The sequence below is a fragment of the Citrobacter sp. RHB20-C16 genome, assembly GCF_013890155.1.
GTDB classification, from domain to species: domain Bacteria; phylum Pseudomonadota; class Gammaproteobacteria; order Enterobacterales; family Enterobacteriaceae; genus Citrobacter_A; species Citrobacter_A amalonaticus.
The window spans coordinates 3870310-3891622 of record NZ_CP057630.1 but is presented as its reverse complement, the minus strand read 5'-3'; the positions used below and the strand labels follow the sequence as shown (position 1 = coordinate 3891622).

19 protein-coding genes are annotated in these 21313 nt (G+C 54.9%); 11 read left to right on the top strand and 8 right to left on the bottom strand.

All coding sequences use genetic code 11. The features are described 5' to 3' along the window. Positions 1–67: 67 nt before the first annotated feature. The 3 genes from HVX64_RS18665 (at position 68) to kduD (ending at position 3289) form a co-directional block, all read left to right on the top strand. On the top strand, positions 68–1246 hold the full coding sequence (locus HVX64_RS18665) for an acetyl-CoA C-acetyltransferase (RefSeq protein ID WP_042999458.1): 1179 nt from the start codon (positions 68–70) through the stop codon (positions 1244–1246). Between the two features lie 389 nt (positions 1247–1635). Beyond that, on the top strand, positions 1636–2472 hold the full coding sequence (gene kduI, locus HVX64_RS18660) for a 5-dehydro-4-deoxy-D-glucuronate isomerase (protein ID WP_042288966.1): 837 nt from the start codon (positions 1636–1638) through the stop codon (positions 2470–2472). Between the two features lie 55 nt (positions 2473–2527). Beyond that, complete coding sequence (gene kduD, locus HVX64_RS18655; protein WP_044254168.1) at positions 2528–3289, top strand: 2-dehydro-3-deoxy-D-gluconate 5-dehydrogenase KduD; 762 nt, start codon at positions 2528–2530, stop codon at positions 3287–3289. 58 nt (positions 3290–3347) lie between these two features. Here kduD and HVX64_RS18650 read toward each other — a convergent pair whose 3' ends face one another. Further along, the gene (locus HVX64_RS18650; RefSeq protein ID WP_042999460.1) at positions 3348–3674 is read right to left on the bottom strand and encodes a cupin domain-containing protein; all 327 of its coding nucleotides are present in this window, start codon (positions 3672–3674) and stop codon (positions 3348–3350) included. Between the two features lie 138 nt (positions 3675–3812). Between HVX64_RS18650 and HVX64_RS18645 the strand changes: the two genes are divergently transcribed. Then, positions 3813–4505: an aspartate/glutamate racemase gene (locus tag HVX64_RS18645; RefSeq protein WP_044254171.1), complete on the top strand. Its 693-nt coding sequence runs from the start codon at positions 3813–3815 to the stop codon at positions 4503–4505. Here the strand turns inward: HVX64_RS18645 and HVX64_RS18640 are convergent. Next, positions 4492–5427, bottom strand: coding sequence for a LysR family transcriptional regulator (locus tag HVX64_RS18640; protein WP_042999462.1), 936 nt, complete (start codon positions 5425–5427; stop codon positions 4492–4494). The two genes, HVX64_RS18645 and HVX64_RS18640, sit on opposite strands and share 14 nt — an antisense overlap. 117 nt (positions 5428–5544) lie before the next feature. Between HVX64_RS18640 and lysA the strand changes: the two genes are divergently transcribed. Continuing rightward, positions 5545–6807, top strand: a complete 1263-nt coding sequence (gene lysA, locus HVX64_RS18635; protein ID WP_044254173.1) for a diaminopimelate decarboxylase — start codon at positions 5545–5547, stop codon at positions 6805–6807. 105 nt (positions 6808–6912) lie between these two features. On the opposite strand, the gene HVX64_RS18630 is transcribed toward lysA, so the two are convergent. Both HVX64_RS18630 and galR read right to left on the bottom strand, forming a co-directional pair. Further along, positions 6913–7926, bottom strand: a complete 1014-nt coding sequence (locus HVX64_RS18630) for a LacI family DNA-binding transcriptional regulator (protein ID WP_044254291.1) — start codon at positions 7924–7926, stop codon at positions 6913–6915. Between the two features lie 13 nt (positions 7927–7939). After that, positions 7940–8968 (bottom strand): HTH-type transcriptional regulator GalR, encoded by a 1029-nt coding sequence (gene galR, locus HVX64_RS18625; protein WP_042999464.1) that lies wholly within the window; start codon positions 8966–8968, stop codon positions 7940–7942. 589 nt (positions 8969–9557) lie between these two features. Between galR and aas the strand changes: the two genes are divergently transcribed. Next, on the top strand, positions 9558–11717 hold the full coding sequence (gene aas, locus HVX64_RS18620) for a bifunctional acyl-ACP--phospholipid O-acyltransferase/long-chain-fatty-acid--ACP ligase (RefSeq protein WP_181825110.1): 2160 nt from the start codon (positions 9558–9560) through the stop codon (positions 11715–11717). Continuing rightward, complete coding sequence (lplT, locus tag HVX64_RS18615) at positions 11710–12906, top strand: lysophospholipid transporter LplT (RefSeq protein ID WP_181825109.1); 1197 nt, start codon at positions 11710–11712, stop codon at positions 12904–12906. The genes aas and lplT overlap by 8 nt, the downstream gene beginning before the upstream one ends. Before the next feature lie 33 nt (positions 12907–12939). On the opposite strand, the gene HVX64_RS18610 is transcribed toward lplT, so the two are convergent. The 4 genes from HVX64_RS18610 to mutH all read right to left on the bottom strand — a co-directional run bounded on the left by HVX64_RS18610 (position 12940) and on the right by mutH (position 15916). After that, positions 12940–13980, bottom strand: a complete 1041-nt coding sequence (locus HVX64_RS18610; protein WP_042999467.1) for an NADP(H)-dependent aldo-keto reductase — start codon at positions 13978–13980, stop codon at positions 12940–12942. A 107-nt stretch (positions 13981–14087) separates the two neighbouring features. Further along, positions 14088–14306, bottom strand: a complete 219-nt coding sequence (gene ygdR / locus HVX64_RS18605; RefSeq protein ID WP_181825108.1) for a lipoprotein YgdR — start codon at positions 14304–14306, stop codon at positions 14088–14090. Positions 14307–14443: 137 nt separating this feature from the next. Then, a complete protein-coding gene (locus HVX64_RS18600; protein WP_042999468.1) occupies positions 14444–15157 on the bottom strand; it encodes a TerC family protein in 714 nt (237 codons plus the stop codon). A gap of 63 nt (positions 15158–15220) precedes the next feature. Beyond that, complete coding sequence (mutH, locus tag HVX64_RS18595; RefSeq protein WP_044254180.1) at positions 15221–15916, bottom strand: DNA mismatch repair endonuclease MutH; 696 nt, start codon at positions 15914–15916, stop codon at positions 15221–15223. 684 nt (positions 15917–16600) lie between these two features. On the opposite strand from mutH, the gene rppH reads away from it, so the two are divergent. The 4 genes from rppH to thyA all read left to right on the top strand — a co-directional run bounded on the left by rppH (position 16601) and on the right by thyA (position 21215). After that, positions 16601–17131, top strand: coding sequence for an RNA pyrophosphohydrolase (rppH, locus tag HVX64_RS18590; RefSeq protein ID WP_042999471.1), 531 nt, complete (start codon positions 16601–16603; stop codon positions 17129–17131). Positions 17132–17143: 12 nt separating this feature from the next. Then, complete coding sequence (gene ptsP, locus HVX64_RS18585; protein WP_044254183.1) at positions 17144–19390, top strand: phosphoenolpyruvate--protein phosphotransferase; 2247 nt, start codon at positions 17144–17146, stop codon at positions 19388–19390. A 148-nt stretch (positions 19391–19538) separates the two neighbouring features. Further along, positions 19539–20414: a prolipoprotein diacylglyceryl transferase gene (gene lgt / locus HVX64_RS18580; RefSeq protein WP_042322421.1), complete on the top strand. Its 876-nt coding sequence runs from the start codon at positions 19539–19541 to the stop codon at positions 20412–20414. A 6-nt stretch (positions 20415–20420) separates the two neighbouring features. After that, positions 20421–21215 (top strand): thymidylate synthase, encoded by a 795-nt coding sequence (thyA, locus tag HVX64_RS18575; RefSeq protein WP_042999473.1) that lies wholly within the window; start codon positions 20421–20423, stop codon positions 21213–21215. The last annotated feature ends 98 nt before the right edge of the window (positions 21216–21313 follow it).

The window sequence follows — 21313 nt, the reverse complement described above, 5'->3', positions numbered from 1 at the left end:
AAACAATCAGGATAACTATTTTTAACAATCCTCTACTATTGCGGTGTTATTTTGCGCTGAGGTCGTAATGAAAGAGGTGGTGATCGTCGGGGCGTTGCGTACGCCAATTGGTTGTTTTCAGGGGACGCTGGCGCGTCATTCTGCCGTTGAACTGGGCAGTATGGTGGTCAAAGCGTTGATTGAAGGCAGCGGCGTGAATGCGCATGCCGTTGATGAAGTGATCCTCGGACAGGTGTTGACGGCGGGGGCGGGACAAAACCCGGCGCGTCAGTCAGCGATCAAAGGGGGATTACCGAACACGGTTTCTGCGATCACCATTAACGACGTCTGCGGCTCGGGGCTGAAAGCGCTGCATCTTGCCACGCAGGCGATCCAGTGCGGTGAAGCGGATATTGTGATTGCCGGTGGGCAAGAGAACATGAGCCGTGCGCCACATGTACTCACCGACAGCCGAACCGGCGCGCAACTGGGCAACAGCCAGCTCGTCGACAGCCTGGTACACGACGGCCTGTGGGATGCCTTCAATGATTACCATATGGGTGTGACCGCAGAGAATCTGGCGCGTGAATATGGCATCAGCCGGGAACTGCAGGATGCGTATGCGCTCAGTTCACAGCAAAAGGCACGCGCGGCCATCGATGCTGGTCGCTTTAAAGCGGAAATCGTCCCGGTCACCACCCAGCGTAATGGGCAAACCGTGATCATTGATACCGATGAGCAGCCGCGTACGGATGCCAGCGCAGAAGGCCTGGCGCGTCTGGATCCGGCGTTTGAACTGCAGGGGTCGGTAACCGCCGGCAATGCCTCTTCTATAAATGATGGCGCGGCAGCGGTAATGATGATGAGCGAGTCCAAAGCGCTGGAGTTGAACCTGCCTGTGCTGGCGCGCATCCGCGCCTTTGCCAGCGTCGGCGTGGATCCTGCGTTGATGGGGATCGCCCCTGTGTATGCCACTCGCCGTTGTCTGGAGCGGGTCGGCTGGCAACTGGCCGATGTGGATCTCATTGAAGCAAATGAGGCGTTTGCCGCCCAGGCGCTTTCGGTTGGCAAAATGCTGGAATGGGACGAGCGACGGGTGAACGTCAACGGCGGCGCGATTGCCCTTGGCCACCCGATTGGCGCTTCCGGCTGTCGTATTCTGGTTTCTCTGGTTCACGAAATGGTCAAACGTAATGCCCGCAAAGGTCTGGCAACGCTGTGCATTGGCGGCGGGCAAGGCGTGGCGTTAGCCATTGAGCGCGATTAACGACTCTTTTTTCTCCTCTTCACTCCCCCCGTTATGCCGCACGATAATCGTGGCGGCATGGCTGCGTTTTGTTTCTCCTTCCTTCTGATTTTCGCGTTAAGCGAATGAACTGACAGCCGTTTACCCGCAAGTCAGGGCGTCGAAAACTCAGGGGTAACGCCTATTTCCTTGTTTTTCTATACCATTTTCCTCCTGCTCTTAATCACGGAATGAATCGATCGTGATCGGAATTACACTTTTGATAATAAGATGCAGAAAAAGTGAAACGATGTTTTATTTGTAATTGAAAACGGATCCCCGGAAGACTATCATGGGTGCATAACGTAAAACGGAACAGCGTTTCGCTCTCCGTTGAGGGATTCCCGCTCAGTACATCACTGGAGGTAAATGTGGACGTAAGACAAAGTATTCACAGCGCGCACGCCAAAACACTGGATACCCAGGGGCTACGCAAGGAGTTTTTGGTTGAGAAAGTGTTCGTGGCTGACGAATACACGATGGTTTACAGCCACATTGACCGCATCATCGTCGGTGGCATTATGCCGGTGGCAAAAACGGTCTCCGTTGGCGGTGAAGTCGGTAAACAGCTTGGCGTAACCTATTTTCTGGAACGTCGAGAACTGGGTGTGATCAACATCGGCGGCGCGGGCACTATCACCGTCGATGGTCAATGCTATGAGATCGGCCACCGCGATGCGCTGTATGTTGGCAAAGGGGCGAAAGAAGTGGTTTTCGCCAGCGTCGATAGCGCAACGCCAGCCAAGTTCTATTATAACTGCGCACCGGCGCATACCACGTATCCCACCAAAAAAGTGACGCCTGCTGATGTCGCGCCTGTGACATTAGGTGACAATCTCACCAGCAACCGTCGCACCATCAATAAATATTTCGTGCCGGATGTACTGGAAACCTGCCAACTGAGTATGGGCCTTACCGAACTGGCACCGGGCAACCTGTGGAACACCATGCCGTGCCACACCCATGAACGCCGTATGGAAGTGTACTTCTATTTCAATATGGAAGAAGACACCTGTGTCTTCCATATGATGGGGCAGCCTCAGGAAACGCGTCATATCGTTATGCATAACGAGCAGGCCGTCATTTCGCCAAGCTGGTCGATCCATTCCGGGGTGGGCACCAAAGCCTATACCTTCATCTGGGGCATGGTCGGTGAAAACCAGGTCTTTGATGATATGGACCACGTTGCGGTGAAAGATCTGCGTTAGTCGCGGGCGCTCATAACGCCTGTCCGTGACAGGTATGAAAAACTAAGGATTTACAATGATTTTGAATGCATTCTCTCTCGAAGGTAAAGTCGCTGTCGTGACCGGTTGTGATACCGGTCTGGGCCAGGGCATGGCGCTCGGTCTGGCGGAAGCGGGCTGCGATATCGTCGGGATTAACATCGTTGAACCGACCGAAACCATTGAGCGTGTGACCGCTCTGGGCCGTCGTTTTTTGAGTCTGACCGCCGATCTGCGACAGATCGACGCGATCCCGGCACTGCTGGAGCGTGCGGTTGCTGAGTTCGGCCATATCGATATTCTGGTCAACAACGCGGGTCTGATCCGCCGCGAAGACGCGATCAATTTCAGCGAAAAAGACTGGGATGACGTGATGAACCTGAACATCAAGAGCGTGTTCTTTATGTCTCAGGCGGCGGCCAAACACTTCATCGCACAGGGTAACGGCGGCAAAATCATCAATATCGCCTCCATGCTCTCCTTCCAGGGCGGTATCCGCGTCCCGTCTTACACGGCTTCCAAAAGTGGCGTAATGGGGGTGACCCGTCTGATGGCGAACGAGTGGGCGAAGCACAACATCAACGTCAACGCGATCGCACCGGGTTACATGGCGACCAACAATACCCAGCAACTGCGCGCCGATGAGCAGCGTAGCGCTGAAATCCTCGACCGTATCCCGGCAGGACGTTGGGGTCTGCCGAGCGATCTGATGGGGCCGGTGGTCTTCCTGGCCTCCAGCGCATCTGATTACATCAACGGCTATACCGTGGCGGTTGACGGTGGCTGGCTGGCACGTTAATTCGCGCCCGCTTGCTGACAAAACCCTGCCTTCGCGCAGGGTTTTTTTATTGATGAAATCAGGCGTTGAGAAAATCTTCGCGAACCGGCGTAAAGGTATCCAGCAGTGTTCCCGGCTTCAGGCAGACACAGCCGTGAACAATATTTGGCTGCTTATACAACGTATCCCCCGCGCGTACCACCTGCTTCTCGTCACCGATAGTAAATTCAAATTCACCGGATAACACGTAGGTCAGTTGTTCATGTGGATGGTGATGCAGCGGGCCAATCGCCCCTTGCTCAAAGTTAACCTCGACAGCCATCAGTTTGCCGTTATGCGCGAGGATACGGCGAGTGACGCCATTACCCAGATCGTCAAGCGTCGTCTCGTTATGGAAAACAAACATGTGGGATCCTATTGTTTGAAACAATGTTTCATTAAAGCTAACTCAGGTGCGTGGCAAAGAAAATGGGAGATCAAATGAACTGGAAACTTGATCACAAGTTTGCTTCACTGCTGTAAATCACTGATGAAGGAGCAGGTAATGAAGACGATCGGCTTGTTGGGCGGGATGAGTTGGGAATCGACCATCCCGTACTACCGGTTAATTAACGAAGGGATCAAACAACAACTGGGTGGGCTTCATTCTGCGAGTCTGCTGTTGCACAGCGTTGACTTCCACGAGATCGAAGCGTGCCAGAGTCGCGGTGAGTGGGATAAAGCCGGAGACATTCTTGCGCAGGCCGCGATCGGGCTGCAGCAGGCGGGGGCGGAAGGGATCGTCTTATGTACCAACACGATGCACAAAGTGGCGGAGGCCATTGAATCGCGCTGCTCGCTGCCTTTTTTACACATTGCTGATGCGACCGGGCGCGTCATCTCCGCGCAGGGAATGCGCCGGGTTGCGCTGTTGGGAACGCGTTACACGATGGAGCAGGATTTTTATCGCGGCCGCCTGGAACAACAGTTTGCCATTGAGTGCCTGATACCCGATGCGGATGCGCGGGCGACGATCAACCAGGTCATCTTTGATGAGCTTTGCCTCGGACAGTTTACCGAAGCGTCACGTCAGTACTATGTGGAAGTGATTGAAGCCCTGGCGGCACAGGGGGCTGAGGGCGTCATTTTTGGCTGCACGGAGATTGGTCTGTTGGTGCCGGTGGAGCGTAGCCCGATCCCGGTGTTTGACACCGCCGCGATTCATGCCGCAGACGCCGTGACGTTTATGCTGTCGTAACCGGCCCGAGGATCTGCTCCAGCGCTGTCACCAGGAGGTGATGGCGGGTTTGCAGATGATGGCTGAAGGCCTCGACCAGCGCGGAGGCGGGTCGGTGGATGGGACGCACAAGGCTGACGGTAAACGGCACGGAAATACTGAAACGGCGCACCACCACGCCACTCGCCGCATAATCCAGAGCGGTGAACGGGTTTACCACCGAAAGACCGGCTCCGGCGCGCACCATGGCGCACACTGACGCCGCGCTGTGAGTCTCCACCACCATCCGCCGTTTAACGTCGTGCTCATTAAACAGGGTGTCCAGTAGTTGCCGATAACTGTCCGTGCGCGACAGGCTGATGTAGTTCTCCCCCTGAAAATCCTGCGGCGTTAATACTGACTTTTCCGCCAGCGGATGCCCCGGCGGCAGCACGCAGACTTCATCAAGCGAGAAGAGCTCCGTACGTTCAGTACCGGCAGGCGTGTGCAGTGTTTCCGTCAACCCCAGATCGTGGCGCTGGGCAGAAAGCCACTCTTCAAGCAGGGGTGACTCCTGCGGGACAATATTCAGGCTGACGTCCGGATAGCGGGCGAGAAACGGCTGAATCAACGTGGGCAGCAGCGACTGCGAAAAGACCGGCAGGCAGACTATCGACAGTTCCCCCTGGCGAAACTCCCGCAGGCTTTCCGCTGCGCTGACGATCCTGTCCAGCCCGTACCAGGATCGCTGGACTTCTTCGAACAGACGCAACCCCTGAACCGTCGGATGCAGGCGACCGCGCGTACGTTCGAACAACGTTAATCCCAGCACTTTTTCAAAGCGCGCCAGTTCACGGCTGACGGTGGGCTGTGACGTATGCAGCAACCGCGCGGCTTCGGTCAGGTTTCCGGCGGTCATGACCGCATGAAAGATTTCAATATGACGTAAGTTAACGGCAGCCATCATCACCTCGCAGGATTAAAGCCATATCATTTTTGCATAGAGTCGGTATAAAACGATATTTTTTATTCTCTTCGTACTGTGGCGTAATCATAAAAAACGTCATGTCCGGAGCCTGTTATGCCTCATTCACTGTATTGCACCGATACCGATCTCACCGCAGAAAACCTGCTCAGGTTGCCAGCCGAATTTGGTTGCCCGGTCTGGGTTTACGACGCGCAGATCATCCGTCGTCAGATTGCGGCACTGCAACAGTTTGATGTGGTGCGCTTCGCGCAGAAGGCCTGTTCCAATATTCATATTCTGCGCTTAATGCGTGAACAGGGCGTTAAAGTGGATTCCGTATCGTTAGGCGAAATTGAGCGTGCGCTGGCGGCGGGATATGATCCGCAAACGCATCCGGATGACATCGTATTTACTGCCGATGTGATTGATAACGCCACCCTGGCCCGCGTCAGCGAATTACGCATTCCGGTCAACGCCGGTTCCGTTGATATGCTCGATCAGCTTGGACAGGTCTCTCCGGGCCATCGCGTCTGGCTGCGCATTAATCCGGGCTTTGGTCACGGCCACAGCCAGAAAACCAATACCGGCGGCGAAAACAGCAAACACGGTATCTGGCATACCGATTTGCCGCAGGCGCTGGCGGTGATGCAGCGCCATCAACTGAATCTGGTGGGTATCCACATGCATATAGGTTCAGGTGTTGACTATGGTCATCTGGAGCAAGTGTGCGGCGCGATGGTGCGTCAGGTGGTGGATTTCGGCCAGGATTTGGAGGCGATCTCCGCCGGCGGCGGTCTGTCGATCCCTTATCACGACGACGAAGAGGCGGTGGATACCCGGCATTACTTTGGTCTTTGGAATGCCGCGCGCGAGCAGATCGCCCGTCATCTGGGGCATCACGTAAAGCTGGAAATTGAGCCAGGACGTTTTCTCGTCGCTCAGTCAGGCGTGCTGGTCACTCAGGTACGCAGCGTGAAGCAGATGGGCAGTCGTCATTTTGTGCTGGTGGATGCGGGCTTTAACGATCTGATGCGCCCGGCAATGTATGGCAGTTATCACCATATTACCGCGCTGGCGGCGGATGGTCGTTCACTGGAGAACGCGCCGCGGGTCGACACGGTCGTCGCAGGACCGCTGTGTGAATCCGGCGACGTCTTTACCCAGCAGGAGGGCGGCAAGGTGGAAACCCGCGCGCTGCCAGCGGTGGTGCCGGGCGATTATCTGGTGTTGCATGATACCGGTGCCTACGGCGCCTCAATGTCGTCGAACTACAATAGCCGTCCGCTGCTGCCGGAAGTGTTATTTGACAACGGTCAGGCGCGACTGATTCGCCGTCGCCAGACCATTGAAGAGCTGTTGGCGCTGGAAGTGTTTTGATTTCTTGTCGGGCGGCGGCTTATCCGATCTGCGGAGTTACCGTCGTCTGCAGGCCTGATAAGCGAAGCGCCATCAGGCCTTGCATCGCGCAGATAGCGTTACGATTTATGCCTTAAAATACGGCCCGGTGGTGACCGAATCACGCAACACCAGTGTGCCGGTAAAGGGCGGGATCGGTTCAATTTCTTCGCCATTGACCATGCGGATCGCCTGATCGATGGCTGTGGTGATCATCGTGTCGATGGGGAGATAAACCGTCGACAATCCCGGTTCAAGCCATTTTGCACTCGGCGCATCGTCAAACCCAAACAGCGACACATCCTGCGGAATGTTAAGCCCGGCCTGGTGCAGGGCTTTCGACGCACCCAGCGCCATGTCGTCGTTACAGGCAAACAGGGCGCTGAACGTTACCCCTTCCTGCAACAGTTCATTACAGGCGTCATAGCCGCGCGTCATGCTGGAATCACCATATTTCACCTTCGCCGGATCCCAGTCGATACCGTTTTTTTCCAGTGCCTTGCGATAGCCCATCAGACGCGACTTCCCGGTCGGGGTGTGTCCCGGTACGGTAATACAGGCTATCTCGCGATGTCCTTGCGAAATCAGGTAATCCACCGCCTGAAATGCCGCGTCTTCCTGTTCAAAAAAGATGGCGCGTTCGCGGGCCAGGCTGACATCGCGGTTAATGATAATCAACGGCATCGTGATCGAATCCGCCAGCGCGAGGATCGCTTTTTCGCTCATGTAACGGGTGTAGAGAATGATGGCGTCGCACTGTCGATCGGCCAGCATCTGCACCGCTTCTTGTTCGCGCTCCGGCGTATCGTGACCATCGGTCACAATCAACTGCTTGCCGTGAGATTCAGTCTGCCGCGAGGCCTGCTGTAGCAGGCGGCCAAAGTAGAAGCCATCAAAGGTCGACACAACCAGCCCAATGCTGTTGCTGGTTCGGTTCGCCAGCGAGCGGGCCAGAAAGTTCGGACGATAATCCAGCGCCTGCATCGCCTTAAACACTTTCTGACGCGTACTTTCTTTGACCTGACCGGTGCCGTTCAGCACACGAGAAACGGTGGCTTTCGAGACACCGGCACGACGGGAAACATCCAGCATTGTTATCATGACGCGATCCTGATTACTCGTTTGATGACGCATTGCCCGGCTCCGCTGGCGTCGTCACGGAATGGCGACGGACCAGGGTAGGGCTGAAAACATGGGTGACATCCGGTAGCGGGCGCTTTTCCGCCAGCGCGAGCGCCAGTTCTGCGGCCTGTGTCGCCATTGTCACGACAGGATAACGCACGGTGGTCAGGCGCGGACGAACGTAGCGCGAAACCAGCACGTCATCAAAGCCTATCAGCGAGATCTCTGCCGGGACGTCCACACCATTATCATTTAGCACGCCCATCGCGCCAGCGGCCATGGAGTCGTTATAACAGGCCACCGCGGTGAAGTTTCTGCCGCGGCCTAACAGTTCGGTCATCGCCTGCTCACCGCCGCTTTCGTCCGGTTCGCCAAACGTCACAAGGCGATCGTTGACCGGGAGATGGCTCTCTTCCAGAGCATCGTAATAGCCTTTGAGACGATCTTCCGCATCCGAAATAGAGTGATTCGAGCAAAGGTAGCCAATGCGCGTGTGGCCCTGTTGGATCAGATGACGGGTCGCCAGCCAGGCGCCGTAGCGGTCATCCAGCGCCACACAGCGCTGTTCAAAACCGGGCAGGATCCGGTTGATTAGCACCATGCCGGGCATTTGCTTCATTAATGATGCCAGGTCGGCATCCGGGATCATCTTGGCGTGAACGACGAGCGCCGCGCAGCGGTGACGAATAAGCTGCTCGATTGCCTGACGCTCTTTTTTTTCATTATGGTAGCCGTTGCCAATCAGTAAAAAATTGCCGGTGTTATAGGAGACCTGCTCGACGGCTTTCACCATCGCGCCGAAAAAAGGGTCAGAAACATCGCCAACCACCAGACCAATCGTTTCGGTGGACTGCTGCGCGAGCGCGCGCGCATTCGCATTGGGATGGTAGCTGAGCGACTCCATCGCACTGGCCACCGCCAGGCGCGACGCCTCGCTGGCTTTGGGGGAATCATTGATGACGCGGGAAACGGTGGCGACTGATACACCAGCCAGTCGGGCTACATCCTTTATGGTCGCCATGACAGTACCTATTGTGGGTAAACGCTTACATTCTGTCAGTGTTACGGAAAACGGCTGCTGGTTCAAGCAGATTGCCTGTTGCGACGCGGCAAATGTGAGCAAAATCCTTGGAATTACGCCAAAAATCGAATGATGCAAACCATTAGTTACACTTTGCGAAGGGCTGTTGCGATTGTTCGCTGGCGACGCTTCCTGGCAGCTTGATAAAGTTGAGATCCCAGAGGTATTGATAGGTGAAGTCAACTTTCGGGTTGAGCACACGAATTACACCAACCTGCGCAGTCGCGCAGGTTTTTTTTTACTGTTTCGGCAATCTGTAACAGTAAGCGAGAATTTACACAACTGGTTGCATTTCCCTTCATTCCTTTGCGTTTTCTCGCTGGCGAAGCGGTCATGCACAGACCACAATCAAGATCCCAGAGGTATTGATTGGTGAGATTATTCGGTACGCTCTTCGTACCTTGTCTCTTGCACCAACCTGCGCGGATGCGCAGGTTTTTTTTCGCCCCGAGTTTACTGTCGCTCCTGTTGCCTTGTTCGTGTAATCTGCCACCATTATTTTACCGAATCGTGCGCAAAGGGAGTTGAAATGTTATTTAGCTTTTTCCGTAACCTGTGCCGCGTGCTCTATCGGGTACGCGTGACGGGGGATATGCAGGCGTTGCGGGGAGAACGCGTCTTAATCACCCCCAACCATGTCTCGTTTATCGACGGCATTCTGCTGGCGCTATTTCTACCGGTACGTCCGGTGTTTGCGGTTTACACCTCGATTAGTCAACAGTGGTACATGCGCTGGTTAACCTCGCTGATCGATTTTGTGCCGCTCGACCCAACGAAGCCGATGGCGATTAAACATCTGGTTCGACTGATTGAGCAGGGTCGCCCGGTGGTGATTTTCCCGGAGGGGCGCATTTCGGTGAGCGGCTCGCTGATGAAAATCTACGACGGCGCCGGGTTTGTCGCCGCGAAATCTGGCGCGACGCTGGTACCGGTACGGATTGAAGGTGCAGAACTCACCCATTTCAGCCGCCTGAAAGGGCTGGTGAAACGCCGCTTCTTCCCGCGGATCCACCTGCATGTTTTACCACCCACTCATCTGCCTATGCCCGATGCGCCGCGCGCGCGCGATCGCCGTAAAATCGCCGGTGAAATGCTGCATCAGAAAATGATGGAAGCACGGATGGCGGTGCGTCCGCGCGAAACGCTGTATGAATCGCTGCTGGCGGCGATGTACCGTTATGGCGCGGGCAAGCACTGTATCGAAGACATCAACTTCAAGCCGGACAGCTACCGACAGTTGCTCACTAAGACGCTTTTTGTCGGGCGTATTCTGGAAAAATACAGCGCGGAAGGCGAAAAAATTGGCCTGATGCTGCCCAATGCCGCGATCAGCGCGGCGGTGATTTTCGGCGCGGTGTCTCGCCGTCGTATCCCGGCAATGATGAACTACACGGCGGGCGTCAAAGGGCTGACTAGCGCTATCACCGCTGCGGAAATCAAAACCATTTTTACCTCCCGCCAGTTCCTGGATAAAGGCAAACTCTGGCACCTGCCGGAGCAACTGACGCAGGTTCGCTGGGTCTATCTGGAAGATCTCAAAGCTGATGTGACCACGGCGGACAAACTGTGGATCTTTGCGCACCTGCTGATGCCGCATCGGGCGCAGGTCAAGCAGCAGCCGGAAGAGGCGGCGGTGATCCTCTTTACCTCGGGTTCCGAAGGTCATCCCAAGGGGGGGGTGCATAGCCACAAGAGCCTGCTGGCTAACGTCGAGCAGATTAAAACCATTGCTGACTTCACCGCCAATGACCGTTTTATGTCGGCACTGCCGCTGTTTCACTCGTTCGGTCTGACGGTAGGGCTTTTTACGCCGCTGCTCACCGGCGCTGACGTGTTCCTCTATCCCAGCCCGCTGCATTACCGCATTGTGCCGGAACTGGTTTATGACCGGAACTGCACGGTGCTGTTCGGTACCTCCACGTTCCTCGGCAACTATGCGCGTTTTGCCAATCCGTATGATTTCTATCGTCTGCGCTATGTGGTGGCGGGAGCGGAGAAACTCCAGGAGAGTACAAAACAGCTCTGGCAGGATAAGTTTGGTCTGCGGATTCTCGAAGGCTATGGCGTAACGGAGTGTGCGCCCGTGGTTTCGATTAACGTCCCGATGGCGGCGAAGCCTGGTACCGTTGGGCGGATCCTGCCCGGCATGGACGCGCGTCTGCTGGCGATCCCGGGTATTGAAGAGGGCGGTCGTTTGCAGTTGAAAGGGCCAAACATCATGAACGGTTATCTGCGCGTGGAAAAACCGGGCGTACTGGAGGTGCCGGTGGCGGAAAACGCCGCCGGGGAACTGGAGCGCGGCTGGTATGACACCGGCGATATCGTGCGCTTTGATGAGCAAGGATTCGTGCAAATTCAGGGACGCGCCAAACGCTTTGCGAAAATTGCCGGTGAAATGGTCTCTCTGGAGATGGTTGAGCAACTGGCGCTCGGCGTGTCGCCGGAAAAAATGCACGCGACGGCGATCAAGAGCGATGTCAGCAAAGGCGAAGCGCTGGTGCTCTTTACCACCGATAGCGAGCTGACGCGTGATGTATTACAGCAGTATGCCCGTGCGCACGGCGTGCCAGAACTGGCGGTGCCGCGCGATATCCGTTACCTGAAGCAACTCCCGTTACTCGGCAGCGGTAAGCCGGATTTCGTGATGCTGAAAAGTTGGGTTGATGATCCGGAAAAACAAAATGCCTGAGTCAGTACATACCAATACCTCTGTCTGGTCGAAAGGAATGATGTCGGTTATCGCGGCGCAGTTTCTCTCTGCGTTTGGCGATAACGCCCTGTTGTTTGCCACGCTGGCGCTGCTGAAGGAACAGTTCTATCCGGACTGGAGTCAGCCGATTCTGCAAATGGTGTTTGTGGGCGCGTACATCCTGTTTGCGCCGTTTGTGGGGCAGATCGCTGACAGCTTTGCCAAAGGCCGGGTGATGATGTTCGCCAACGGCCTGAAACTGCTGGGGGCGGCAACGATCTGTTTTGGCTTCAATCCGTTTATCGGCTATACGCTGGTGGGGATTGGCGCGGCGGCTTACTCGCCGGCCAAATTCGGCATTCTGGGGGAACTGACGACCGGCGATAAGCTGGTGAAAGCGAACGGCCTGATGGAAGCATCCACGATTGCGGCGATCCTGCTTGGCTCGGTGGCGGGCGGCGTGCTGGCCGACTGGCATGTTATTGCCGCGCTGGTTGTCTGTGCGCTGGCCTACGCCGGTGCGGTAGTGGCGAACCTGTCTATTCCCAAACTGGCTGCCGCTCGTCCTGGGCAGTCCTGGCATCTGATGAAAATGACTCGCAGTTTCTTCTGCGCCTGCGTTTCACTGTGGCGCAACGGCGAAACGCGTTTCTCGCTGGTGGGCACCAGTCTGTTCTGGGGGGCGGGAGTCACGCTGCGTTTTCTGCTGGTCCTGTGGGTACCGGTGGCGTTAGGCATTACCGATAACGCCACGCCAACCTACCTGAACGCGATGGTCGCGATCGGTATTGTGGCCGGGGCCGGAGCTGCTGCCAGACTGGTCACGCTGGATACCGTGGTGCGTTGTATGCCTGCAGGGATCCTGATTGGCGTCGTGGTGCTGATTTTCTCTCTGCAACACGCGCTGTTGCCTGCCTATGCGCTACTGATGCTGATCGGTGTGCTGGGCGGTTTCTTTGTCGTGCCGCTGAATGCATTGTTGCAGGAGCGCGGTAAAAAGAGCGTCGGGGCGGGTAATGCGATCGCGGTACAGAACCTCGGTGAGAACAGCGCGATGCTGTTGATGCTGGGGCTCTACTCGCTGGCGGTGTGGGTAGGAATTCCGGTTGTCGCCGTGGGTATCGGTTTTGGCGGTCTGTTTGCGCTGGCAATAGCGGCGCTGTGGATCTGGCAGCGCCGCCAGGCATAATCAACGCGCCGGAATTCCTCCGGCGCGCTTCTGTTACGGTGCAGGATAGGTGTAAACCTGATGCACCGCTTCAATCTCTGCCAACACCTCTTCGCTTAATTCGAGATGCAGACTCTCGACGTTGGTTTTCAGCTGTTCCATGGTGGTGGCGCCCAGCAGTGTACTGGCAACAAACGGTTGACGACGAACGAATGCCAGCGCCATCTGCGCCGGATCAAGGTTATGCCGTCTGGCGATATCGACATACGCCGCCACGGCTTTTTGCGTCTGCTCGCCGCTGTAGCGGGTAAAGCGGCTAAACAGTGTATTGCGCGCACCGGCAGGTTTCGCGCCATTCAGGTATTTACCGGTCAGCGTGCCAAATCCCAGGCAGGAATAGGCCAGCAGTTCGACGCCTTCATACTGGCTCACTTCCGCCAGCCCCACTTCAAAGCTGCGGTTGACCAGGCTGTAAGGGTTCTGGATGGTGACAATGCGCGGCAGATCATGCTTATCCGCCAGATGCAGATAACGCATCACGCCAAAGGCCGTTTCATTCGAGACGCCAATGTAGCGGATTTTGCCCGCCCGCTGGAACTCGGCCAGCGCATCCAGCGTATCCAGTAGCGACACCACCGGTGCGGCGTCGCTCCAGCTATAGCCGAGTTTGCCAAAACAGTTGGTAGGGCGCTGCGGCCAGTGAACCTGGTAAAGGTCCAGATAATCGGTTTGCAGACGTTTCAGGCTGTCGTGCAGCGCTTCACGAATGTTTTTACGATCCAGTGCCTGATTCGGGCGAATACTGTTGTCATTATTGCGCGACGGGCCGCTCACTTTGGAGGCGACAATCAGCTTTTCTCGATTGCCATATTTGGCCAGCCAGTTTCCGACGTAAGTTTCGGTAAGCCCCTGGGTTTCCGGGCGTGGCGGGACCGGGTACATTTCGGCCACGTCGATCAGGTTAATGCCGTTGGCGACGGCATAGTTGAGCTGTGCATGTGCGTCGGCTTCGCTATTTTGTTCACCAAACGTCATTGTGCCCAGCCCCAGTGTACTGACTTCAAGCGAGCTGTGGGGTATACGGTGATATTGCATAGCCGTTTCCTTTTTATAATCACGACATAAGGATTATAAAAATGGCTGAGGGAAGGGAAAAAGGGAAGAAAAATTGTTAAGGCCAGCAACGCGGCTGACCTCAATCTTCAACGTTCAATGATTTGAGAAACGTCGTCGCGGTTAATTTGCATGGCGTTGCCCTGCTGGTCGTGGTAGCTCACCAGACCGGTATCGTCATCAATTTCGGGTTTCCCGTCGGTCAGGATCATCCGACCATCTTTGGTCGCCATGACATAATTGCTGCTACAACCGGAAACAGCAAAAGCCAGTCCTACTGCGGAAATTATCACTGCCCATTTTTTCATCCATTTATCCTCACGTGGCCTGCGTCTGATAACAGTCTAGTAATAACCTGAAGTTGTGGGCAGGAAAAGCAGGAAAATCTTAATCTGAGAGGAGAAAAGGGGAGAGGTTCGCTCCCCGCAGGGAGCGAAAAGGACAATTACAGCGGGTTCTTTTTGTTTCGCAACAAGTTCAGGCTCTCAACCGCAATCGAGAAGAACATGGCGAAATAGATGTAACCCTTCGGCACGTGAACGTCGAAGCTTTCCAGGATCAGGGTGAAGCCCACCAGTATCAGAAACGACAGCGCCAGCATCTTCACGGACGGGTGCCTGTCGACAAACTCGCCTATAGGACGCGCCGCAAACATCATTACGCCAACGGCAATTACCACCGCCGCCATCATGATGAACAGATGATCGGACAAGCCAACCGCCGTGATCACCGAGTCCAGACTGAAGATAATGTCGAGCAGCATGATCTGCACGATGGCCCCCAGAAAGGAGCTGACGCGCATGTTCACCCCTTCTTCTTCACCTTCAATGGATTCGTGGATCTCCTTACTCGCTTTCCAGATCAGGAACAATCCGCCGAGCAGAAGGATCAGGTCGCGGGCGGAAATGGCTTCACCAAACACCTCGAACAGCGGATTGGTCAGCCGGGTCACCCAGGCGATGGAGGCCAGCAGCGCCAGTCGCATGATCATCGCCGCTGCGAGACCGAGACGACGGGCGTGCGCACGTTGCGCAGTCGGGAGTTTTGCAACCACCAGTGAGAGGAAAATAATATTATCGATCCCAAGCACGATCTCCAGCAGCGTCAGCGTACCGAGCGCAAGCCAGGCGTTAGGATCGGTTATCCATGCAAATAACATTGAACAAAGTCCTGCCAAAAAAAGAAACGCTAATTATATGCTTCCCGGACACAAGGCGAAAGTCTAACGCTGCTGTAACAAAAAGTGGCGTTCCAGCAGGGCGCGCGTGAAGTTCTTTTTCAGGTAAAAACCACGCGGCAACGTCAGTATTGGCTCGCCCTGGGCGCCGATCGCCTCGGTGAGCGCTTTGGCGTTTGCCGCCTTCGGTCGTAGTTGTAAAAATTCGCCATGGCGGGCAGTGATACGTTCAACCTGACCGAGCACAATCATGTCCATTAATTCTTCCCAGTCGAGCCGTAACTGACGGTCTTCTTCTTCATCAGGGCTCCACAGTACTGGCGATCCCACCCGCCGCTGCGCGAGGGGAATGCTGCGTTCGCCTTCTACCGGGATCCACAGTACCCGCTTCAGTTTGTGTCGTACGTGACTGGTTTCCCACGTCACGCCGCTGTTTCCGGTCAGCGGTGCAACGCAGACAAAGGTGGTTTCAAGCGGCCGGCCGAGGCTATCCACAGGAATGGTTTTCAATTCGACGCCTAATGCGGCGAAATCCTGTTCAGGCTTACTTCCGGCGCTGGCCCCCAACCAGAGTTCCAGTAATACGCCGATCCAGCCTTTGTCCCGCTTGAGATCTTTCGGCGCAACAATACCTGCCATCGCCGCCAGTTCGCCCAGCGAATAGCCCGAAAGCTGCTGCGCTTGCTGGAGCAGAAGGGCTTCAGATTCCGGTGGAAAGCGTAAAGGATGGAGTCCGGACATGGCGTTACACCTTAGGTGAAAAAATGAACAAGGATTTTATACCGTGAGAAAGAAGTTTATCGTTTTCCACATGTCATATTCAATGTCATGATTTATATTGGTTTTTAGTTTCTGACGTCACGTATTGCGCAACATAAGAATAGGTTTTCCATTTCTGGTCACTGAATTTAAACAGGATCTTACACCATGTTATCCACAGAAAGATGGGATAACTGTGAAAAACCCCGACTACTGTTTCCATTTACAGCCTTGACGTGCGACAAAAATCGAATTTTCACACAATTTGTGTTTAACTTATTGGCACAATCTGTGGATAAAGTCGGCGCTGTTCGATCTTTCATCAGCCTGAGGATCGTCAGTGTGATGGCTATCACCTTTTTGCCTGGTTATCGCTAAAACGAGCCAGTAACCCCATGAATAAAAGAAAATATTTTTTTCACCCTCTTGTCCGTTTATTCAGACTGTTCCGGGTTTTCCCGGAGTAATTCCGTACTTCTTCACAACTCTATCCACAGAAAAGGTGAATAAAATCGCCCGAATGGGTGAGTGTCTGTTTATAACTTTGTCATTAACTGTGAGTTATTCAATTGTTATTAGATGCACACCGCCGTAACTCAGTGGTTTACCGTCTGTCAGGAGTGTGAAACAATCATTCTCATATAAGGTTTATGTTGAGGTAGTCCGGTGATTGATGACGATGGCTACCGCCCAAATGTAGGTATCGTAATTTGTAATCGTCAGGGGCAAGTGATGTGGGCCCGGCGGTTTGGTCAGCACTCCTGGCAGTTCCCACAGGGTGGGATAAATCCAGGAGAATCAGCAGAACAGGCGATGTACCGGGAACTGTTTGAAGAAGTAGGGTTAAGCCGTAAAGATGTGCGAATCCTTGCCTCTACTCGCAACTGGTTGCGTTACAAGTTACCGAAACGTTTGGTGCGTTGGGATACAAAGCCGGTGTGTATCGGCCAGAAACAAAAGTGGTTTCTTTTGCAGTTGATGAGCGGGGACGCGGAAATCAATATGCAAACCAGCAGCACTCCTGAGTTTGACGGCTGGCGTTGGGTAAGTTACTGGTATCCGGTCCGGCAAGTGGTTTCATTTAAACGCGATGTCTACCGCAGGGTGATGAAAGAGTTCGCAAGTGTTGTGATGGCGCTTCAGGAAGCGACGCCAAAACCGCAAAATACACCTGCTTATCGACGTAAAAGAGGTTAAGCCACGCAAATTATGCTCACCCGCCTGCGCGAAATAGTCGAAAAGGTGGCCAGTGCTCCGCGTCTTAATGAAGCGCTGAATATTCTGGTTACTGACATCTGTCTTGCGATGGATACAGAGGTCTGCTCGGTTTATCTGGCCGATCATGACCGGCGTTGTTATTACCTCATGGCGACGCGGGGGCTTAAAAAACCGCGCGGTCGTACTGTCGCACTCGCATTTGATGAAGGTATCGTCGGCCTGGTTGGCAGGCTGGCGGAACCTATTAACCTCGCTGATGCGCAAAAACACCCCAGTTTTAAATACATCCCCTCGGTAAAAGAAGAACGCTTCCGTGCCTTCCTCGGGGTGCCGATCATTCAGCGTCGTCAACTGCTGGGCGTCCTCGTTGTACAGCAGCGCGAACTGCGCCAGTACGATGAAAGCGAAGAATCTTTCCTGGTGACACTTGCCACGCAGATGGCAGCGATTCTGTCACAATCTCAGCTTACTGCCCTGTTCGGCCAGTATCGCCAGACGCGAATTCGTGCGCTACCGGCGGCGCCGGGCGTGGCGATTGCCGAAGGCTGGCAGGATGCGACGCTACCGCTGATGGAGCAGGTGTATCAGGCCTCGACGCTGGATCCCGCTCTGGAGCGTGAGCGCCTGACCGGCGCGCTGGAAGAGGCGGCAAATGAGTTTCGCCGTTACAGCAAGCGGTTTGCCGCTGGGGCGCAGAAAGAGACCGCCGCGATATTCGATCTCTATTCGCACCTGCTTTCCGATGCCCGCCTGCGACGCGAGCTGTTTGCCGAAGTGGATAAAGGGTCTGTGGCCGAATGGGCGGTCAAAACGATCATCGAAAAGTTTGCCGAACAGTTTGCCGCGCTGAGCGACAACTATCTCAAAGAGCGTGCAGGCGACCTGCGTGCGCTGGGCCAACGCCTGCTGTTCCATCTCGATGATTCCATACAAGGGCCAAATGCCTGGCCAGAACGCTTCGTGCTGGTGGCTGATGAACTCTCGGCCACCACGCTGGCGGAACTGCCGCAGGACCGGCTGGCGGGCGTTGTTGTCCGCGACGGGGCGGCCAACTCCCATGCTGCGATCATGGTCCGTGCCATGGGGATTCCCACCGTGATGGGCGCCGATATTCAGCCATCGGTGCTGCACCGGCGTACGTTGGTGGTGGATGGCTACCGCGGTGAGCTGCTGGTCGATCCTGAACCGGTATTGATCCAGGAATATCAGCGGCTTATCAGCGAAGAGAACGAGCTCAGCCGACTGGCGGAAGATGACGTCAATTTACCCGCACAGCTGAAAAGCGGTGAGCGGATCAAAGTAATGCTGAACGCGGGACTCAGCCCGGAACATGAAGAAAAGCTGGGCAGTCGTATCGACGGCATTGGCCTGTATCGCACCGAAATTCCCTTCATGCTGCAAAGCGGTTTCCCTTCGGAAGAAGAGCAGGTGGCGCAGTACCAGGGCATGTTGCAGATGTTTAATGACAAGCCGGTGACGTTACGAACGCTGGACGTTGGCGCGGACAAACAGCTGCCGTACATGCCAATCAGCGAGGAGAATCCCTGCCTGGGCTGGCGAGGCATTCGCATTACGCTCGATCAGCCGGAAATCTTCCTTGTCCAGGTGCGGGCGATGCTGCGCGCCAATGCGGCGACGGGCAACCTGAGTATTCTGCTGCCGATGGTAACCAGTATCGATGAGGTGGATGAAGCGCGCCGCCTGATTGAACGTGCGGGCCGCGAAGTGGAAGAGATGATTGGGTACGCGATCCCGAAACCGCGTATCGGCATCATGCTGGAAGTACCGTCGATGGTCTTTATGCTGCCGAATCTGGCGAGTCGTATCGATTTTGTCTCCGTCGGGACTAACGATCTGACCCAGTACGTGCTGGCGGTGGATCGTAACAATACGCGCGTTGCCAGCATTTATGACAGTTTGCATCCAGGAATGCTACGCGCGCTGTCGATGATTGCGCAGGAAGCTGAGCGTAGCGATATCGACCTGCGCGTGTGTGGCGAAATGGCGGGCGATCCGATGTGTGTCACCATCCTGATTGGACTGGGTTTTCGCCATCTTTCAATGAACGGTCGTTCTGTGGCGCGCGTAAAATACCTGCTGCGTCGCATTGATTACGAAGAGGCAAAAATCCTTGCCCAACGCAGCCTTGAGGCACAACTGGCAACGGAAGTGCGCCATCAGGTGGCAGCGTTTATGGAGCGTCGCGGCATGGGCGGCCTGATTCGAGGGGGGTTGTAAAAGCGCTATACAGATCTTTTACATCTTCCCGACAGCCTCACAGAACCTCGTATGCTATCATTCGCTCCTTTGGAGCGCCTGTAAGTAGTGGGTGCGCATATCGCTTGCTGAATTTTTTCAGCGAAATAACAAGAACTTGTGGTGACAGATGACCAGTAGCTATCTGCATTTTCCGGAATTCGATCCGGTCATTTTCTCAATTGGACCCGTCGCACTTCACTGGTACGGTTTAATGTATCTGGTCGGCTTTATTTTCGCGATGTGGCTGGCGACGCGCCGAGCCAACCGTCCGGGCAGTGGCTGGACCAAAAATGAAGTCGAAAACTTACTTTATGCAGGTTTCCTCGGGGTCTTCCTCGGGGGGCGTATTGGCTATGTACTGTTCTATAACTTCCCGCTGTTCCTGGATAATCCGCTGTACCTGTTCCGCGTCTGGGACGGAGGTATGTCCTTCCACGGTGGGCTGATTGGTGTGATTCTGGTGATGATTATCTTCGCCAAACGCACGAAGCGCAGTTTCTTCCAGGTCTCTGATTTTATTGCGCCGCTGATCCCCTTTGGGCTGGGGGCCGGGCGTCTGGGCAACTTTATCAATGGCGAACTGTGGGGCCGTGTCGACCCGAATTTCTCTTACGCCATGCTGTTTCCCGGGTCGCGCACTGAAGACATTCTGCTGCTGCAAACCAACCCGCAATGGCAATCTATTTTTGATACCTACGGCTCTTTACCGCGCCATGCGTCTCAGCTCTATGAGATGGCGCTGGAAGGCGTAGTGCTGTTTATCATTCTTAACCTGTTTATTCGTAAACCGCGTCCGATGGGGTCAGTCTCCGGGCTGTTTTTGATTGGTTACGGCGCGTTTCGTATCATTGTTGAATTCTTCCGTCAGCCGGATCAGCAGTTCACCGGTGAATGGGTACAGTACATCAGCATGGGACAGATCCTCTCGATTCCGATGATTGTCGCTGGTGTGATCATGATGGTTTGGGCCTATCGCCGTCGCCCACAGCAACACGTTTCCTGAGGAACCATGAAACAGTATTTAGAACTGATGCAAAAAGTGCTGGATGAAGGCACACAGAAAAACGACCGTACCGGAACCGGAACGCTTTCCATTTTTGGTCATCAGATGCGTTTTAACCTGCAGGAAGGATTCCCGCTGGTGACGACAAAACGTTGCCACTTGCGCTCCATCATCCACGAGCTGCTGTGGTTTCTGCAAGGTGACACCAACGTGGCCTATCTGCACGACAATAACGTCACCATCTGGGACGAATGGGCGGATGAAAACGGCAACCTGGGCCCGGTGTATGGCAAACAGTGGCGCGCCTGGCCAACGCCGGACGGTCGCCACATTGATCAGATCACGACGGTACTGAACCAGTTGAAAAATGATCCTGATTCGCGCCGTATTATCGTTTCGGCGTGGAACGTCGGCGAACTGGACAAAATGGCGCTGGCACCATGCCACGCGTTCTTCCAGTTCTATGTCGCGGATGGCAAACTCTCTTGCCAGCTGTATCAGCGCTCCTGCGATGTGTTCCTCGGCCTGCCGTTTAACATCGCCAGCTATGCGTTGCTGGTGCATATGATGGCGCAGCAGTGCGATCTGGAGGTCGGCGATTTCGTCTGGACCGGTGGTGACACGCATCTGTACAGCAACCACATGGAGCAGACGCATCTGCAACTGACTCGCGAACCGCGCGCACTGCCGAAACTGGTGATTAAACGTAAACCTGATTCCCTCTTCGACTATCGCTTCGAAGATTTTGAAATCGAGGGTTACGACCCGCATCCGGGGATAAAAGCGCCGGTTGCTATCTGACGGCTTTATCCTGTCATAACCGACGCCTTTGCGCGTCGGTTTTTTTTACCCAAATTTTGGTTTTTCGGCGCAGGTTCCTGAAATGATGCAACCTGCTG

Bases quoted from the DNA above. Each gene is read 5' to 3' on its own strand.
- HVX64_RS18665 (WP_042999458.1), top strand. From the start codon at position 68: ATGAAAGAGGTGGTGATCGTCGGGGCGTTGCGTACGCCAATTGGTTGT.
- kduD (WP_044254168.1), top strand. From the start codon at position 2,528: ATGATTTTGAATGCATTCTCTCTCGAAGGTAAAGTCGCTGTCGTGACC.
- HVX64_RS18650 (WP_042999460.1), bottom strand. From the start codon at position 3,674: ATGTTTGTTTTCCATAACGAGACGACGCTTGACGATCTGGGTAATGGC.
- HVX64_RS18645 (WP_044254171.1), top strand. From the start codon at position 3,813: ATGAAGACGATCGGCTTGTTGGGCGGGATGAGTTGGGAATCGACCATC.
- HVX64_RS18640 (WP_042999462.1), bottom strand. From the start codon at position 5,427: ATGGCTGCCGTTAACTTACGTCATATTGAAATCTTTCATGCGGTCATG.
- lysA (WP_044254173.1), top strand. From the start codon at position 5,545: ATGCCTCATTCACTGTATTGCACCGATACCGATCTCACCGCAGAAAAC.
- HVX64_RS18630 (WP_044254291.1), bottom strand. From the start codon at position 7,926: ATGATAACAATGCTGGATGTTTCCCGTCGTGCCGGTGTCTCGAAAGCC.
- galR (WP_042999464.1), bottom strand. From the start codon at position 8,968: ATGGCGACCATAAAGGATGTAGCCCGACTGGCTGGTGTATCAGTCGCC.
- aas (WP_181825110.1), top strand. From the start codon at position 9,558: ATGTTATTTAGCTTTTTCCGTAACCTGTGCCGCGTGCTCTATCGGGTA.
- lplT (WP_181825109.1), top strand. From the start codon at position 11,710: ATGCCTGAGTCAGTACATACCAATACCTCTGTCTGGTCGAAAGGAATG.
- HVX64_RS18610 (WP_042999467.1), bottom strand. From the start codon at position 13,980: ATGCAATATCACCGTATACCCCACAGCTCGCTTGAAGTCAGTACACTG.
- ygdR (WP_181825108.1), bottom strand. From the start codon at position 14,306: ATGAAAAAATGGGCAGTGATAATTTCCGCAGTAGGACTGGCTTTTGCT.
- HVX64_RS18600 (WP_042999468.1), bottom strand. From the start codon at position 15,157: ATGTTATTTGCATGGATAACCGATCCTAACGCCTGGCTTGCGCTCGGT.
- mutH (WP_044254180.1), bottom strand. From the start codon at position 15,916: ATGTCCGGACTCCATCCTTTACGCTTTCCACCGGAATCTGAAGCCCTT.
- ptsP (WP_044254183.1), top strand. From the start codon at position 17,144: ATGCTCACCCGCCTGCGCGAAATAGTCGAAAAGGTGGCCAGTGCTCCG.
- lgt (WP_042322421.1), top strand. From the start codon at position 19,539: ATGACCAGTAGCTATCTGCATTTTCCGGAATTCGATCCGGTCATTTTC.
- thyA (WP_042999473.1), top strand. From the start codon at position 20,421: ATGAAACAGTATTTAGAACTGATGCAAAAAGTGCTGGATGAAGGCACA.